The 16,318-nt window shown below is 40.1% G+C and carries 17 protein-coding genes and 1 pseudogene; 9 read left to right on the top strand and 9 right to left on the bottom strand.

Going from position 1 to position 16,318, the window contains the following annotated elements; all coding sequences use genetic code 11:
• Positions 1-42: 42 nt before the first annotated feature.
• Positions 43-531, bottom strand: coding sequence for a metallophosphoesterase family protein (locus tag ABD006_RS09655; protein WP_343840117.1), 489 nt, complete (start codon positions 529-531; stop codon positions 43-45).
• Positions 532-643: 112 nt separating this feature from the next.
• Between ABD006_RS09655 and ABD006_RS09650 the strand changes: the two genes are divergently transcribed.
• A complete protein-coding gene (locus tag ABD006_RS09650; RefSeq protein ID WP_343840115.1) occupies positions 644-1,339 on the top strand; it encodes an aspartate/glutamate racemase family protein in 696 nt (231 codons plus the stop codon).
• Between the two features lie 271 nt (positions 1,340-1,610).
• On the opposite strand, the gene ABD006_RS09645 is transcribed toward ABD006_RS09650, so the two are convergent.
• The 5 genes from ABD006_RS09645 to ABD006_RS09625 form a co-directional block, all read right to left on the bottom strand.
• Complete coding sequence (locus tag ABD006_RS09645; RefSeq protein WP_343840113.1) at positions 1,611-2,156, bottom strand: GNAT family N-acetyltransferase; 546 nt, start codon at positions 2,154-2,156, stop codon at positions 1,611-1,613.
• Positions 2,157-2,612: 456 nt separating this feature from the next.
• Positions 2,613-2,906: a hypothetical protein gene (locus tag ABD006_RS09640; protein WP_343840111.1), complete on the bottom strand. Its 294-nt coding sequence runs from the start codon at positions 2,904-2,906 to the stop codon at positions 2,613-2,615.
• A gap of 321 nt (positions 2,907-3,227) precedes the next feature.
• Entirely contained in the window at positions 3,228-4,151 is a 924-nt protein-coding gene (locus tag ABD006_RS09635) for a DMT family transporter (protein WP_343840109.1), read from the bottom strand.
• Between the two features lie 689 nt (positions 4,152-4,840).
• The gene (locus ABD006_RS09630; protein ID WP_343840107.1) at positions 4,841-5,155 is read right to left on the bottom strand and encodes a hypothetical protein; all 315 of its coding nucleotides are present in this window, start codon (positions 5,153-5,155) and stop codon (positions 4,841-4,843) included.
• Between the two features lie 155 nt (positions 5,156-5,310).
• Positions 5,311-5,493, bottom strand: coding sequence for a hypothetical protein (locus ABD006_RS09625; RefSeq protein ID WP_343840105.1), 183 nt, complete (start codon positions 5,491-5,493; stop codon positions 5,311-5,313).
• Between the two features lie 221 nt (positions 5,494-5,714).
• Between ABD006_RS09625 and ABD006_RS09620 the strand changes: the two genes are divergently transcribed.
• On the top strand, positions 5,715-7,706 hold the full coding sequence (locus ABD006_RS09620) for a S9 family peptidase (RefSeq protein WP_343840103.1): 1,992 nt from the start codon (positions 5,715-5,717) through the stop codon (positions 7,704-7,706).
• A gap of 761 nt (positions 7,707-8,467) precedes the next feature.
• Positions 8,468-8,899: a hypothetical protein gene (locus ABD006_RS09615; RefSeq protein ID WP_343840102.1), complete on the top strand. Its 432-nt coding sequence runs from the start codon at positions 8,468-8,470 to the stop codon at positions 8,897-8,899.
• Positions 8,900-8,995: 96 nt separating this feature from the next.
• Here ABD006_RS09615 and ABD006_RS09610 read toward each other — a convergent pair whose 3' ends face one another.
• Positions 8,996-10,378, bottom strand: a complete 1,383-nt coding sequence (locus ABD006_RS09610) for an N-acetylmuramoyl-L-alanine amidase (protein WP_343840101.1) — start codon at positions 10,376-10,378, stop codon at positions 8,996-8,998.
• 287 nt (positions 10,379-10,665) lie between these two features.
• On the opposite strand from ABD006_RS09610, the gene ABD006_RS09605 reads away from it, so the two are divergent.
• The 3 genes from ABD006_RS09605 to ABD006_RS09595 all read left to right on the top strand — a co-directional run bounded on the left by ABD006_RS09605 (position 10,666) and on the right by ABD006_RS09595 (position 13,730).
• On the top strand, positions 10,666-10,872 hold the full coding sequence (locus ABD006_RS09605) for a thioredoxin family protein (RefSeq protein WP_343840100.1): 207 nt from the start codon (positions 10,666-10,668) through the stop codon (positions 10,870-10,872).
• Between the two features lie 162 nt (positions 10,873-11,034).
• A complete protein-coding gene (locus ABD006_RS09600; protein WP_343840099.1) occupies positions 11,035-12,291 on the top strand; it encodes a YeeE/YedE family protein in 1,257 nt (418 codons plus the stop codon).
• Positions 12,292-12,506: 215 nt separating this feature from the next.
• Complete coding sequence (locus ABD006_RS09595; protein ID WP_343840098.1) at positions 12,507-13,730, top strand: dicarboxylate/amino acid:cation symporter; 1,224 nt, start codon at positions 12,507-12,509, stop codon at positions 13,728-13,730.
• 148 nt (positions 13,731-13,878) lie between these two features.
• Here the strand turns inward: ABD006_RS09595 and ABD006_RS09590 are convergent, their stop codons facing one another.
• Positions 13,879-14,379 carry a hypothetical protein gene (locus tag ABD006_RS09590; protein ID WP_343840096.1) on the bottom strand — a complete coding sequence of 167 codons (501 nt, stop codon included), beginning with the start codon at positions 14,377-14,379 and terminating at the stop codon, positions 13,879-13,881.
• Between the two features lie 189 nt (positions 14,380-14,568).
• A pseudogene (locus ABD006_RS09585) lies at positions 14,569-14,661 on the bottom strand (VOC family protein); the annotation flags it as partial.
• Between the two features lie 154 nt (positions 14,662-14,815).
• On the opposite strand from ABD006_RS09585, the gene ABD006_RS09580 reads away from it, so the two are divergent.
• The 3 genes from ABD006_RS09580 to ABD006_RS09570 are packed head-to-tail and all read left to right on the top strand — an operon-like array spanning position 14,816 to position 16,071.
• A complete protein-coding gene (locus ABD006_RS09580) occupies positions 14,816-15,403 on the top strand; it encodes a TetR/AcrR family transcriptional regulator (protein ID WP_343840095.1) in 588 nt (195 codons plus the stop codon).
• Between the two features lie 5 nt (positions 15,404-15,408).
• Positions 15,409-15,759, top strand: coding sequence for a DMT family transporter (locus tag ABD006_RS09575; RefSeq protein WP_343840094.1), 351 nt, complete (start codon positions 15,409-15,411; stop codon positions 15,757-15,759).
• Positions 15,760-16,071 (top strand): DMT family transporter, encoded by a 312-nt coding sequence (locus ABD006_RS09570; protein WP_343840092.1) that lies wholly within the window; start codon positions 15,760-15,762, stop codon positions 16,069-16,071.
• Positions 16,072-16,318: the final 247 nt, after the last annotated feature.

Genomic DNA, 16,318 nt, shown 5'->3' with positions numbered 1-16,318 from the left:
ATTTCATCTATGAAATTCTTTTTGCGGTCTCACACAGGCCGTCTATTTAAAATAAACAATCTCTGTCCGCAGTTCTTCCCCAATCTCCAAAACTCCGAATGAATAAAAAGGCAGTTTTCGTTTATCGGTAGGTGACCCCGGGTTCATCAGCAATGTCTTTTTAAAATACCGGATGAGCGGAATGTGCGAGTGGCCAAAAATTAAAATATCCGGCATATCTTCCTGAAAAGCTTCAATGGCCCGCTTTTCCGTTGTCTTTTTCTCTCCATGACCGTGAACAATACCGATTTTATAGCCCTTTACATCTAACCTGTCCTTGATAGGAAATTGATCCGTAATTTCCTCCCCATCGACATTCCCGTAAACTCCTTTAACCTCCGCGTATTCCCTTAACGTCTGATAAATCTCAGGGGACTTCCAATCTCCAGTATGGATAATCAGATCTGCTTCTTCACAGGCAGTAAGCAATCGATGAGGGAGCGGTTTATTTTTTCCGGAAATATGAGTGTCTCCCGTGACAATAATTTTCATAAAGGTACTCCTTTCCCTGCAGAAACTTTGGTTTAACCATACAGCCTTTCCCGGTCAAAATCAAAGTCTGACTATTCCAATATGTTAAAATAAGATTAAGGAGGAAAAACAAATGAAAAAACTCGGATTAATTGGCGGATTAGGACCTGAATCTACCGTAGAGTACTATCAGAAGATTATTTCGAAGTATCAGGAAAGGGTTGGAACTAAGGAGGATTTGCCTGAATTTCTGATTAACAGTATTAATATGTACAAAGTATTCGAGTTGATTGACTCCAACCAAATCAATGGACTCACAGACTACCTCACAGATGCAGTTAAAAAGCTGGAACAAATCGGTGCGGACTATGCGGCAATCTCTGCCAACACACCTCATATTGTATTTGACCAGGTACAAGAAAGAGTACAGATTCCGATGATAAGCATTGTTGAGGAAACGTATCAGGCGGTTCAGGAAAAAGGCCTGCAGAGGATAGGTCTGCTGGGAACGAAATTTACAATGGAGCATGACTTTTTTAAGACCCCCTTTTCAGAGAATGACAAAACCATTGTCGTTCCAACAGCATCCGAACAGAGCTATATCCATGAGAAAATTGTAAAGGAATTGGAAAACGGAATTGTCAATGAACAGACAAAGGCAGACTATATCGATATCATAAACAGAATGATCGATGAGAAAAACGTTGAAGGAATCATTCTCGGCTGTACAGAGCTTCCCATGATACTAAAGGATGACGATCTTGACATTCTACTGTTCAATACAACCGAAATTCACATCAGCAAAATCGTGGAGACAATGTTTAATTAAAGAACAAAAGCGGTAACTGAGATGGGTATTATGAAAGTGTCATTGAGGATTCAGAGGGAAATCTTATTGAATTGACTGTGTAGGACAATGGGTAAACCCATAGCCTTATAATAGAATTTAACCCCATATTTTAATAACATTCGTTTGAGAAATATTTCTACTAACAATAGAAATAGCATATAGATTAGCATACATTTCGAAACATATTTATCAGTATAAACAGTAAACAAAAATTCTAACTTTTGGGGGTTACCACCAAAAGTTAGAATTTTTACTTCCATTCTTCAGATAAAAGTCCGTAAATATTATGGTCAACATAATGGTCATAAAGCCATTCCGCTTGTCTAATTTTACCTTCTCTTGTAAAACCAAATCGTTCAGGTAATGCCTTGCTTTTTTGGTTTTCAACTGCGACACTAACTTCAATTCGATTTAACTCAAGTTCCTTAAAACCATAATCTATCACAGTTTTAAACGCCTTTGACATTATACCTTTACATTGAAATCTTTCACCTAACCAGTAACCAATAACACCAATTCGGTTAGCTTTATTTAATTCATTAAATCCAATCGTACCAGCGATTTCACCTCTATAAATGATAGCAAACGACTTGGGATAACCACCATTTTCTACAAACCCTTTAAGTCTTGCCTTTATGTTATTGGCAGAATCTTCAACACTCTTTATATAATCAAGCCAACCAAGCCATTGTTTTAAATATGGTTTTGATTCAATGGTTAAATTGTAAAATTCTTCTGCATCATCTTCCTTAAATAATCTTAAAGAAACTTCTTCATCAATTTTGTATGTAAGCAAGCCTTTCTCCCCCTCGTTAACTTAAACAGCTATTGGAATCATATATTCTATTAGCTGCTTTAGTTTGATATAAGTTTATCCTGTTTGTCTCTTTTCCTGTCTAATAATAATAAAATAAAAACTTATTAAATAACAAACACAAGTAATACCAAAAAGAGCAAAACAGCCTGGTGTAAGCACCATATATAAGCTAATTAGCAGTGACCATAGAAATGCTATCAACATTAAGAAATTATATGGCGTTAGAAGCTATAATTGCAACAATTGCTGGAAGTGCTAGTGAAAAAAATGTGTTTATCATTGCTCATATTCAGTCGGTTTAAGTACAAACCATAGAATACAACTGGCGATCCCCGCAAGTATTCCTAATAATTCTTGAGGCTTTTCTTATTTTCAACACGCCTCTCCCTCGTTATTGAGCTCTCCTGCTTGTTCATTTCAAAAGTAACATGTCACTTAATCCTCAATCTCTATTTCCGTATTTGACTTTCTAACCCATACAAAAATTGCCGAAAAGACTAAGGATAAAAGAGGGAAAATAATATTCCAGGAACTGAAGATCAGTTCCGAGTCCGGGTAAAAATACATTGAATAGCAGACTTCATACAGTAAGTTAAGAATTAGTGTTGCTAAAGGACCGATAAAGATTTTCTTTGTGACAGCAGCCAGCAAAACCCCTAAACCAATAACGATAAAAGGAATGATTATTAGTTGCATAACAAACGGATCTAATGAGTAAATAAAATTCATAACTTCACCTCATCCTTTATCTAACGTACAGTTTCGTGGAAGAAGAATAATAATTTATTTCCTGTTGACGGTTCTAAGCGGGAGAGTTGAATAAGCATATTTCTCCTTCATGTTTCACCATTACATTAACACATAATTCCAATTTTAACAGCAAATCCTAAAGTATTTATTATGTAAATGGGTCGATAATTTCCTACAGCATAAAAAAGTAGTCCATTTTGAAATACATGTTGTTATGTACTCCACAACTGAACTACTCTTTCCTGTGGTTTTCTTTATAAATCTATGAACCTAATCAAGTAAAACCATTATGTATGAAAATTAATGGACGACATGAACTGTCCGCTTTTTCTCCGGCATCGATACGACCACTACCATAACCAGAATCAGGGCTGTTCCCATAACCTGATAGATTCCGAATGGGATATGCAGCCACACGACAGACGTAACTATCGCTGCCAGTGGTTCAACACTCCCTAGTAAACTCGTTTCCTGTGGGTATAGATATTTTAAACTTTCAAGATAAAACCAGAATGAGAACATCGTGCCAAACAAAATAACAAATATAAGAAAGAAAACTGTCTCCACGGTCCAGCCGCTCATATCAATATTCCAGGGTGGATAAAACAGCCCAAGTGCCGCTCCGCCAACAATCATTGCCCATCCGATGACATTCAGAGATCCCCATTTTTGTAATAACTGATTCGCATAAAGCGTATAAAACATCAGAGCAATTCCTGATAAAAACCCCCATATAACAGCGGATAACGGCACGGATAACTCCTGAAATGATCCATTCGTAAGCAATAAAAAGGTACCGATAATAGCCAGACAAACCGCGATAAGGTCATTCTTTTTGAGCCTGTTCGCCTTCGTTATAACCAGATAAATAATAATGTAAACCGGCGCTAGATACTGCAAAAGAGTGGCAACCGCTGCATTCCCATCATTAATTGAAGCCATGTATGTAAATTGGACGGCCAGCATCCCGAAAATGCCAAAAATAATCAATTGAATAGCTGCCTTTTTATGGGTCCAAATCCGAAACGTTCGGTCCCGACTGTTGGTAAACAGTGCGATAAAAATCATGATTAGTCCAGCTATAACTAATCGTACGGATACCAGCCATTCTACAGGGATATGATCCTCCTGAAACAAACGCTGAGCAACCGTCCCGCCCACTCCCCAAAAGAGAGCGCCTAAAACAACTAAAACAAAGCCTTTCCATCTGGATTTTTCTTCCATTTTTTTCTCCCGCACTTTCCTTTTTTTGTCTGTTCCATAGGCACTATAACATATCATTGCATGGTGATGGCCTTTCCCTTTCATTTATTCACATCTAGTCGAAAAAGACTAATTCCTTAAACAAAATGGAAACATATGTTCGATTATGCTATAATAAAAAATACAATAGACAAGCTTCACATGAGGGGACGGCACACCTTTTGCCCTGAAGAGGGTCTCCCAGGGAGGGGGTGATGCCTATGGATATGACCGATGCGATGACCTTAATGATCGCTTTTGGCACGTTAATTGCCATCATCATGTCCGACAATAAAAAATAACCCCTCATGTGCTTTAGCAGGGCCGTGAGAGGTTATTCCCTTCATAGTGCCTCCCCCCTCGTGATGGGGTTGGTCTATTGTACGACCGTTCCATGTTACCAGCATGGGACGGCATTTCTATCGTATGCAATTCTATATATATTATAACATGAAACCAACATATGTACATATACTTATCATGCAATTTCTGTCTCATTTTATTCCACTTTTGAAAACCGACAAAGGAAAGCACAACTCCCATCAGCACAATAAGATATTCAAAACCCACAAGATGAACCCGGGATCCGACGCCACGATTCTTCACAAGTTAATATGATACTAATTCCTAAGAGAATGATTTTTGACCAGCACATCTTATCATCTTGGTAATTAGACATTAATTTTATTAGACTTAAAGTGGTTAATGATTTTTATAATTAAACCGATAATGAAAAAAATAATAGCATTAGCTAACAATCCCAAAAATATAAATACACCTGCATACGCTGCACCTTCGTGTGTAGAGGAAGGGTCGAAAGTTTTACTGAGTTGCCAAAACACAAAAACGAAAGAATATCCCAATATTGGGGAAAGTACGCCCATCACTATTCCAGATAACCATAAAGCGATCTTACCAGTCCTGTGAAAATGGATAGCTGCTCCATCAAAAAATAAAATTAGTGTAAAAAGAATAAACAATGTCAAAACATCACCCCAATATCATTTATGACTTTCTTAATTCAAAAAGCAATTTATCTACAGTGTTTCACGAATTAAAGATGTTGGTATTATGCCCCTGCTTCTTACTTTTTCGGTATGTTTTATTCGCTCGTTTTAGTATTTAACATTATAATCCAGGATTAAAAAAAGTCACCTATCAATTTTCCAATTCCCCTGACAATCCAAATAATAAATCGAATGGGCAGGACGATAAGCTCCGGAATCCAGCTGAGAAAATCAAAAACATAGTCCCGAAAACGGTGATCATGGTTCTTCTTCCTTTTCCTCATAACTTCCTTCCTGCCTTTCCACCAATTCCTCAATTTTTGCCCCCCTGTACAGTGGTGTTATTAAATATTGTAAGATTTTCCACCCTTTTAATAAAGTACGTTTTACATAGATTCAAGTTTCATAATTTAAAAAAGTACTCTTTAATTTCACATGATTAAAAATAGTTGTGGTGACTATAGAACTAGTGTATAACAGAAAGGGAATGAATTTTTTGAATTCACCAGGCAATTACATACGTAAAGGTGGGAAATGAATGAGTAAAAGTGGAATTACAGTCAACGATTTATTAAAATTTTCCTTTATTTCCGATCCTCAGGTGTCACCTGATGGCAATTGGGTGGTTTTTGTGAAGCGTACAATTCATAAACAGAAAGACTATCAATCTTCTTTGTATGTGATGAACATACAAACCAGGGAGCTGATTCCCTTTACACAGGGTGACAACAGGGATACGAGTCCACGATGGTCACCGGATGGGAAGACGATTCTGTTTACATCCAATCGGTCCGGTACAAATCAGATTTGGAAAATTTCCTTTCATGGTGGTGAGGCCCAACAGGTTACGTTTTTCAAAAATGGTGCCAGTCAGCCAGTATGGTCACCCGATGGCCGCTCCATTCTATGTACGACAAGCCTAAAAGAGAATCAATCCATCGAGGAAACAGAGTCTGATGCAAAGGCGTCCAAAGAACAGGAAAAGGAACCTGAGCCTTACATCACAACAAGATTAAAATATAAAGCAAATGGCCAGGGGCTGCTTGAGGAAAAGTTTTCACAGCTCGTTTTCATAGATTTGGAAACCGGTGAAAAAACACAGCTTACAGAGGGAAGCTATCATCATAACAATGCTGCCTTCTCCCCTGATGGAAAGCGGGTTGCCTTTTCCGCCAATCGTTCTGAAGACCCTGACTTCACGATGATTTCCGATATTTATGAGCTTGACCTTAACAGCAAGATTTTAACGAAACTAACGAACAGTGAAGGAATGTATACAGCCCCCAATTATTCTCATGATGGCAAAAAGCTTTCTATACTGGGGCACAATATGGAATATAAAGGAGCAACTTTGACCAGGGTCTGGACACTTGATCTCCACTCCAAGGAACTTATCTGTCTGACCGGAGATTGGGATACAGAAGTCAACGATGTGGCTATTAATGACTTGGCTACAGGTGCAGGAAGTCCGGGTGCGGTATGGACAGCGAATGATGATGGGCTATATGTGCTTGCGAGTGAACGGGGAAATACACACCTCTATCACATTGGTTTGGACCAACGCATAACTACTGTGGCTGGCGGCAAACGTCAGATTTATGCTTTTGGACTTGATCAACATCGCAGACAAGCGGTGATTGGAGTCAGTGATCCGCAAATTCCGTGTGACCTCTATCATGTTTCTTTGGATAGCAGAAAGGAAACTCGCTTAACGGAAGCCAATCAACATTGGTTATTAGATAAGCAGGTTTCCCTCCCTGACGAAATTAATTTCACAGCACGTGATGGCCTTTCCTTACAGGGATGGCTGATGAAGCCTGTAGATTTTGAGGAAGGCAAAAAATATCCGCTGATTGTTGAGATTCATGGGGGACCGCATATGATGTACTCTAACTCCTTTATGCATGAATTTCAGGTATTTGCGGAAAAAGGCTATGGGGTACTTTTCATGAATCCTCGTGGCAGTCACGGCTATGGTCAGGAATTTGTGGATGCTGTCAGAGGAGATTACGGTGGGAAAGATTATGAGGATATCATGGATGCGGTGGATTACGTAGTTGAAAAATTTAATTGGGTTGATCATGAGCGCCTTGGTGTTACCGGCGGCAGCTATGGCGGCTTTATGACCAATTGGATTGTAGGACACACCCATCGGTTCAAAGCCGCAGCCACTCAGCGTTCGATAAGTAACTGGTTCAGCTTCTATGGTGTAAGTGATATCGGCTACTTCTTTACGGAGTGGGAATTGAAGACGGACAAGCTCGATGAACCTGACAAGCTGTGGAAGCACTCCCCTATCCGTTACGTTAATGAGGTGGAAACACCATTGCTCATTATTCACGGTGAAGAGGATCACCGCTGCCCAATCGAACAAGGTGAGCAAATGTATGTTGCCTTGAAACACCAGCATAAGCCAGTAAAATTTGTCCGTTTTCCGGAATCCGATCACGAACTGTCCAGAAGCGGAAAGCCAAAGTTAAGAATAGACCGGCTAAATGAAATGGCGGAGTGGTTTGAGGAGTACCTATAACCAATCGAGGGACTGTCCCTCACCGCTTTAAAGCGTTAAAGTGAAGAGGAGCAGGAACAATCCAGGTTCCTGCTCCTCTATAATGATTGAAATTTATATATCACCGAGCTGTCGATTGCTGAGTGCATATATTGATTTAATTTTATATTCACTTAATGTATAATATTGGATAAAATACTGAAAGAGGATTTTTATGAATAATAAAACACGAATCATCTTAGTTTTAGTTTTGTATTTTTTGCTTTGTATATTTGATTACATTTTTACTAACACAATTGAATGGAAGTGGAACATTTTAGAAACTGTAGTTGGAATTGTAATTGCATGGTTTGTTATCGAATTTTTGCCAAATAAGAAAAAGTAACGTTATGCTGGATTATCTGTTTATATTCATTTCCATTTCCCACATACAAGTCTAAATGTATCTGCCGTGGTAAGCATACATTTATGATAGAGTACCTTCTCTCTTTTTACCATAATTTAGCTTTTACACATAAATGTTTCAGGCATTTTTATAGTGTAAATGAGTATATGGGATCCAGCGCAAAATAAATCATCTATTATCCTTTTTTCGTTTTTCTGCTGTGCAAATAATAAGTATCTCCCCGAAAGTTTTCATAAGTAACCGCCATTATTACACATCCTCTCAATGATTGAATCCTTTTCTATTATTATACCAACGTATGCTGATTGATAAACAGATTCGGAAAATATAATTCTCCCATGTTATGATATAAAAAAGCCAAAATAGGGGATTTGCTATGAGCTTTTTCGTAAAATTAAACGCAATCAGTGCGATTTATGCCTTCCTATTATTCGTCCCAATTGAACTGATGGTCAATCTATATCGTCTGAGCAGGCTGACAAAGGTAAATATTGACCAAATGGTGATCATCATTGGCGTCATGAGTTTGATGACGTTGATCTCGGGTACTATTGGTCTTTTCATTCTAACGAAAAAGTGGGTAAATGGACGCAAATCGAGCTTCTGGTCTGTAATCCTATGGTTCCCCTATCATGTTCTCTATGTATTTCTTTTTGCGTCTATATTTCCTATTACCTATGGAGGAGATGAACCTGGCCCTGGTACCGGCTTCATGATTTTAGCATTGCTGATTCTTTATCCAGTCTATATTTTCTTCATTAATGCTGCAGGGCTTGCCCATCATGGTAAAGAAGCTCCTTTATCTTAAATCAGTTATTAAAAAGGTCAGCCATTCCACTTTAAGGGATGACTGACCTATTTTTAAAGTCGGACAAAACTGGATGGTGACGGCCCGGGTTAAAGGTTATGCTTCCCTGACATTTTGACGTACATCCTCCAGGTTATCAATACTCGAGTTGATCATACGTTCATAGATGTCCAGAATCGATTGGCCATAACCATTTCCAGGAACGGCCCATTTGCCATTTAATCCCGTCCAGGTTGATGCAGATCCCCGGGTCACCAAGTCAAAGCGGGGATCGACAAGAGGATAATCCTCAGGTAATGGCTTCGTCGTCGCATAAGCATACAGATGCTGAATATGAGCCATTACCCCTTCTCTTGGTGTATCAAAGCTTGCTCCCGGGTTGTCTGGTCCGGTTGCACCTAAACCACAGAAGTTATTTTGTTCCGGCTCCACAATTCCGGTAAAGCGTAAAAAGTCTGTTTCATGCATCGCCTGGGCAAAAGCAATATCTCCACGGATGCCATAATATTCTCCAAACGTTAAATAGTAACCTGCAATTTCAATGGCATTGCCGTTTATGCCTCTAACGTATTGGTTCATTAATTCAGGGGAAAGATAGGTTACCCCTGTAATCCGATATCCTGTTGGCTGGGGATCAGGCTGGGGACTGTCCCCGTTATCGGTGTCCCCGTTATCGCTGCCTACATTTTCTGTCACAATAAATGCATCAGGAACTCCGGCATTCCGCACCTCCTGCAGACGCCTTTCTGCATTTTGCCGGTTAGAAAAAGAACCGGCCTGAACACGATACCATTGGGTACCAGAGATTGTTACTGTAGTAATAAAGGCTTCTATCCCTCTTGACCGTAAAACATTCGCACGGCTTCTTGCGTTATCTCTTGATTGAAATGATCCAGCGATGACTTTATAAAGGGTACCTCCTGGATCCTGTTTCCGCTCCAGGTTAAAGGCCCTCACCAACCCATTGACATGTCCGCGGGCAACGGTTTGACGGTAGGATGGATCACGCAGTAAATTTGCATCATCTTCATTGTCAATAAAGCCATTTTCCGTGAGCAGTGCAGACATCGTCGTTTCCCGCAGCACATGAAAGTTAGCTTTTTTCTGACCCCGATCTCTTAATTGATTCACCTTCGTTATTTCCTCGTGCATAATGTCCTGATATTCAGCAGTCTGGGAAGAGTCGGATAAACTACTGTGAATATAATCCTCATAGCCATTGGCAGAGCCATTAAAGGCATTACAGTGGATAGACAGATAATAATCGGCGCCCCATTCATTAGCGTCATTGGTCCTCTGATTCAAACTCACTGTTCGATCATCCGTACGACTCATACGAATCGTCACATTTTCATATTCATCGGTTAAAATATTTCGAATTCTGCGAGCAATGTCCAGTACGATATGCTTTTCATCCAACCCATTCCCCTGAGCTCCTGGATCAGTTCCGCCATGCCCGGGATCTAAATAGAGTTTCATTCCATACACCCCCTTCTATTAAAGAGATTCCATATAGTATATTAAAAATAACCGGAAATCGTATTGGACAAAACGTTGAATTTTGATGAATTGAGGAAGGTGATTCAATATTTCATTGATTCAGGATATATTTAGCATCTGCAGGGAAAATTAGACATGAATAAAAAGAGAAGGAGGGTTAAAAGGTGGTTAAAGCCATTACATCCGAAGAGTATCAGAACCTTATTAAGAGTATGGACAAGCCGGCTGTTTTTCAATTTACCGCCGACTGGTGACCAGCCTGCCGTATGCTGGGGCCGGTGGTCTCAAAAGCAGCTGATGAACTGGACAGTGTTGACTTTTACTCTGTAGATGTTGATCAGGCATCAGACCTGGCAAATGAATTCAAGGTTCAGAGTATCCCGACACTTGTCCTGGTCAAAGACGGTGAGGAAGCAGATCGTTCCATTGGATATATTCCTGAAGAGCAAATAAAAAAATTTGCCCAATCTTAAAATTCAGGACAGAAGGACAGGCCACTCCCTTAATAAGGGATTCCCGGCCTGCTCCTCTGTCCTTAAAATTTTTCCTTTGACATGTTGCTGACATGTGAGTATTATAAATAAAGTAAATCAGAATTAAACCAACCAAACTCATAAGAAAAGGGTGTTTTTTAAATGGCAACTGCAAATATTCAAACACAACAAGACAAGGTTGAACCCGTGCAAAAGCACCAGTCAACGTTAAATAAGCCTCAAACCCCATTAATCATTGGAGGACTGCTGGTTGGAGCTGTGTTACTAATCTATCTCATGATGACACAAAATGGAGCACAGCCACTACTGCTGGTCATTGGACTGCTGCTTGGCTATACCCTCTTTCATGCACGATTTGGTTTTACTTCCGCCTTCCGCAGGCTGATGTCTGTTGGAAATGGGCAGGCTTTACGTGCACATATGGTTATGCTGGGGGTTGCCGTTACGCTATTTGCTCCTATCCTGGCCTTTGGATTTTCATTCTTTGGTGATGAGGTTTCAGGCTACGTTTCCCCCGTTGGCGTCAGTCTTATCGTCGGTGCATTCCTATTTGGTATTGGAATGCAGCTTGGGGGCGGATGTGCGTCTGGTACACTTTATGCCGTCGGTGGCGGGCGTTCTGTTATGTTTATTACGCTATTATTCTTTATTGTTGGATCAACTCTAGGAGCCTATCATCTGCCATTCTGGACAGAAGAAATGCCGGCATTTGAACCTGTATCATTAGCTACGACAACAGGACTTGGATATGGTGGCGCCTGGATTGTTTCGATCGCTTTATTCGGACTAATCTCATGGATTACTTTAAGAGTGGAAAAGAAGAAACGTCCGCCCAAAATGCCTCCATTACCTAGTGAAAAAGGGTGGAAGCGAATATTCCGAGGTTCCTGGCCCCTGTTTACAGCTGCAATTGTGTTAGCCGTGCTTAATGCCTTAACACTTATGACACGCGGTGCACCATGGGGTGTAACGTCAGCGTTCGCTTTATGGGGATCTAAAGCAGCCCAGTTCTTTGGAATTGACGTAGCCAGCTGGGGATACTGGCAGGGTGCAAATGCCGCTGCTCTTGAATCTTCTATTTTTGCAGATTCTACTACTGTATTAAATCTTGGTGTCATCCTGGGTGCCTTTCTTGCATCCGCAGCAGGCGGTCTGTTTAAGTTTTCAAAACTACGCCCAGGAAATGTAGTGGCCTCTATCATTGGAGGAATTCTGTTAGGCTACGGTGCACGTCTGGCCTTTGGATGTAATATCGGAGCTTACTTCGGTGGAATTGCATCCTTCAGTCTTCACGGATATATCTGGGGTGTTTTAGCCCTGGGAGGAACCTTTGTTGCTCTGTATCTTAGACCTTTATTCGGTTTATCCGTGCCAAAACCTAAAGATACATTTTGTTAAGTCTGGAAAGCACCATGTGAAACCCTCGCATGGTGTTTTTTCCATGAAACAAACATCGTGCATGTTTAGAAGCTCTTGATGTAAGGTAAATAAATGGTTATGGACAAAAAAGCAAAAGTTTTGACATTCTTCTTTTTTTACCTTATATTTTCATAGAAATCTATAATTCCTAGTAAACTTATAGGAATAAATAATTTTAGAAAGGAGATTGAAAGATGAAAGCAATATGGCGGGGATATATCGAAGCATCCCTTATTTTAAAGATTACAGTTGCACTTATACTTGGTATTATTGTCGGTTTCATCTTTGGACCGGATGCGGCCGTGCTGTCCCCATTCGGAGACCTGTTACTTCGCTTGCTTAAGTTTTTAATTATTCCACTTATTTTATTTACCCTTATAGTCGGGGTCAATCAGACTAAAATCGGGGATTTAGGCAGAATGGGCGGAAAGGTTTTTCTTTATTATGTGATTACATCTGCCTTCGCGATTGCTATTGGCTTAGCAGTGGCCAGCCTATTCAATCCTGGAACAGGCATGACTCTTCCAACTGAGGAATTTGAAACACCGGAAAATCCCGGGTTTATCAGCGTACTTTTAAACATTGTACCTGAAAATATCGTGACAGCATTTAGTGAGATGAACTTGCTTGGAATCATCTTCACAGCACTTGCCTTTGGTATTGCGATTTCCTACTTACGCTCAACCAAAGATTACAGTGAGCTGGGAGAGCAGGTATATAAGGTTGTAAATGGATTGAACGAAGCTACCTTAACAATTATGAAGGCGATTCTGCAGTATGTACCGATTGGAATTTTCGCGATCATTGCAAATACAGTCGGCAGTCAGGGACTGAATACGCTGGAGGAATTGGGAAGCATGGTCCTTGTCTTGTATCTTGCTTTATTAGGTATGCTTGTCATTTATATCATCTTCATGAAGCTGTTTAACGTTCGAATAGGTGAATTTTTCAAACAGGCACGTACACCGATGATCACTGCTTTTGTTACTCAAAGCAGTTCAGGTACCCTTCCTCTTACACTGAATGCAGCCAGAAACTTAGGGCTATCCAAAAGTTTATACGGGTTCAGCCTGCCTTTTGGAGCCACGGTTAACATGGATGGGGCTGCCATCCGAATCGCTATTTCTGCAGTATTTGCTGCCAACGTTATGGGTGAAACCTTAAGCTTCCCGGACATGCTACAAATTGTCGTGTTAGGAACACTCGTATCCATCGGTACAGCAGGTGTACCAGGAGCAGGTATTGTTATGATTGCTACAGTATTTGCGCAATTAGGCCTATCCATGGAAGCCGTTGCCCTGTTAACAGCCATTGACGCCCTGGTAGGCATGGGCTGTACAGCACTCAACGTTACCGGCGACCTTGTTGGAACATCGATTATTAATAAAACCGAGAAACAGGATGATCAGGCTGTTTAGGTGCCTGTCACGCCCCGAAAAATCTTGTTTCACAAAATGTTTCACGGGCCGCCGCATCAAAAAAACCGCTATCGATTTAGATAGCGGTTTTTTGATGAATACATATATCATAGCGAAGCAGTTTACTTGTGTCATTCGAACTGAAGCATTACGCATTTGCTGTTTTATTTACGGATTGACTTGCATGTAATTTTTTCATGACAAATCTTGCTGCTGGCTGAGCAATTAAGGCTTCCACCCAAAATGCAATGAAAAAGTTACGTGGCCAGGAATAAAAGAATGTTTGGATCGGCTCTAAACTAATTTCTCCCAATCCGATCCAGGATCCAATAACTGTAAGTAAAATGGACAAGATGGTTACACTAAATAAGATATTAAATAATACCCTCGCATTAAATCCCTCTTTAGGTCCCACAAACTTTGGTAACAGTTCATTCACTATTGGATTTGCCACAAGAGTTACCAGCAAAATAACACTTATCCATACAAACGGAAGAACCTGCAAAGTCTCAAAGTAAACCTCTTTGTGAAAACCAAATTCAAATCCCATAATAATAGGCGCGATAATATTCACTGAGATTATTGAAATAATGGCTAAAAACAGTGCAAATTCCTTTCCGTTTTGAGGTAATCTCGTTTCCTCATGCATATGCTTCATCTCCCAAATAATAATATTTCAGATGGCAGACGTATCATGAGACATATATTTTTGATCAACAAACTATTGACCAATATCTCTACACACTCGGATGGGTGCCTGTCACCACCCGAATAATCTTGTTTCACAAAATGTTTCACAGCGCCAATGTGGAATTGCTGCCGGGCTGCCTTACATTCGTCAAGCGTTCATCTGTGCAATCTGAATTAAATTTCCGCATGTATCATCGAAAACAGCTATGGTGACATTCCCTGCTTCCGTAGGTTCCATCGTCCCGCAATCATTCAATCTTTGGACTCTCGGAATCTATAAAAATTCTTCTTCATCAAAACCAAATTCTCCCCTGTAAACCTCTAAAACAAGCACATTGACTTTATAAATATCCTGTGAGAAAATAAAGCGACCGAACGGTAGGTAGGTGAAATAAGTGAGTTCAGAAAAAATTCGTAATGTTGCCCTTTCCCATTTTGCCAGGCATGGGTATGAGGGTGCTTCCTTAAGCGAAATTGCCAAGGAAACAGGAATTAAAAAATCAACTATTTACTCCCATTATAAGGGTAAGGACGACTTGTTCCTTACTGTTGTAAGGTATGTTTTTCGTCTGGAAAGAAGAAATATCCTCTCCTATTTTCAATCATCCGGGCAAAAGTCGATCAAAGAAAAATTACTGGGATTTTTTGATTATATTGAGGATAGATTCTATCAATCTGATACAGCAAAACTATTATTAAGAATGTGCTTTTTCCCACCCTGGCACTTTAGAGGGGAAGTCTCAAAAATCGTGAATGCCTTTATTGCCCGAATGCAGCGGCTTTTGGTCAAACTCATGAAACATCACCATAAAAATGGTGAGCTTACCGGCGTAGACAGTTACCAGGCTGCTCTCGCTTATATAACGCTGGTAGATGGAGTCGTCATCGAGCTTCTGTTTACCGGAAAAAACGAATTTTTTGAACGAGTTAATGTCTCCTTTCCGATTTATTGGCGAGGGTTAGCATCATCTGATAAGGAGTGACGCACATGAACAGATACTGGATTTACGTCCTATTAGCCTCCTGTTTCGAAGTATTCTGGGTGGCCGGACTTAAACATTCAGGAAATACAGTCGAATGGACGTTTACCATCATTGCCATTATAACAACGTTTGTCCTTTTACCACTTTCCGCAAAACGCCTCCCTGTAGGAACGCTTTACGCTGTATTTGCGGGTCTTGGAACAGCCGGAACAGTGCTGGTGGAAATTATTGTATACGGGGAACCTTTTAATCTATTAAAGATCCTATTAATCAGTACTCTTCTCATTGGAGTGATTGGGTTAAAACAAATCTCAAATGAACCAAATGAATCTTCAGAAACAAAGGAGACAGCATAAATGGCATGGTTAGCAATTATTATAGCAGGAATTTGTGAAGTCATAGGCGTACTTAATTTAAAGCGATTAGCCATGAAAAAGTGGGATGCATTAGTGATTCTTATCGTTACCTTTGGCCTTAGTCTGACACTCCTGGGGTTTGCCATGCGAACCTTATCAATGGCTACCGTTTACGGCGTCTGGACAGGAATCGGAACTGTGGGGTCAACTGTAATGGGAATGCTCATCTATGGGGAGCCCCGGGAATGGAAGCGAATATTGTTTATTACCATGATTTTGTCTTCGGCGGTTGGGCTGAAGTTGATTTCGTAAGGTACCTGTCACTCCCCGAGAAATCTTGTTTCACGGAATGTTTCACACGCAAACTCGCTATTATTTAACTTTTTCTTCTGAGTTAAAGAATAGCGGGTTTTTTTATCCAAGCTATACGAATCTTATTTCTTAGGTAAAAGTACAAAAAAACTTCTCCCCTGTATCTCCATTTCTGTACAATCACACATTAATATCCCTGCCCCTATTTAATACAATAAAAGTACTATGATAAACAAAGGAGTCATTT

This window comes from Salinibacillus aidingensis (assembly GCF_039522525.1).
In the GTDB taxonomy this organism is placed as follows: Bacteria; Bacillota; Bacilli; order Bacillales; family Alkalibacillaceae; genus Salinibacillus; species Salinibacillus aidingensis.
This window is presented reverse-complemented; position numbering and strand designations above follow the sequence as displayed.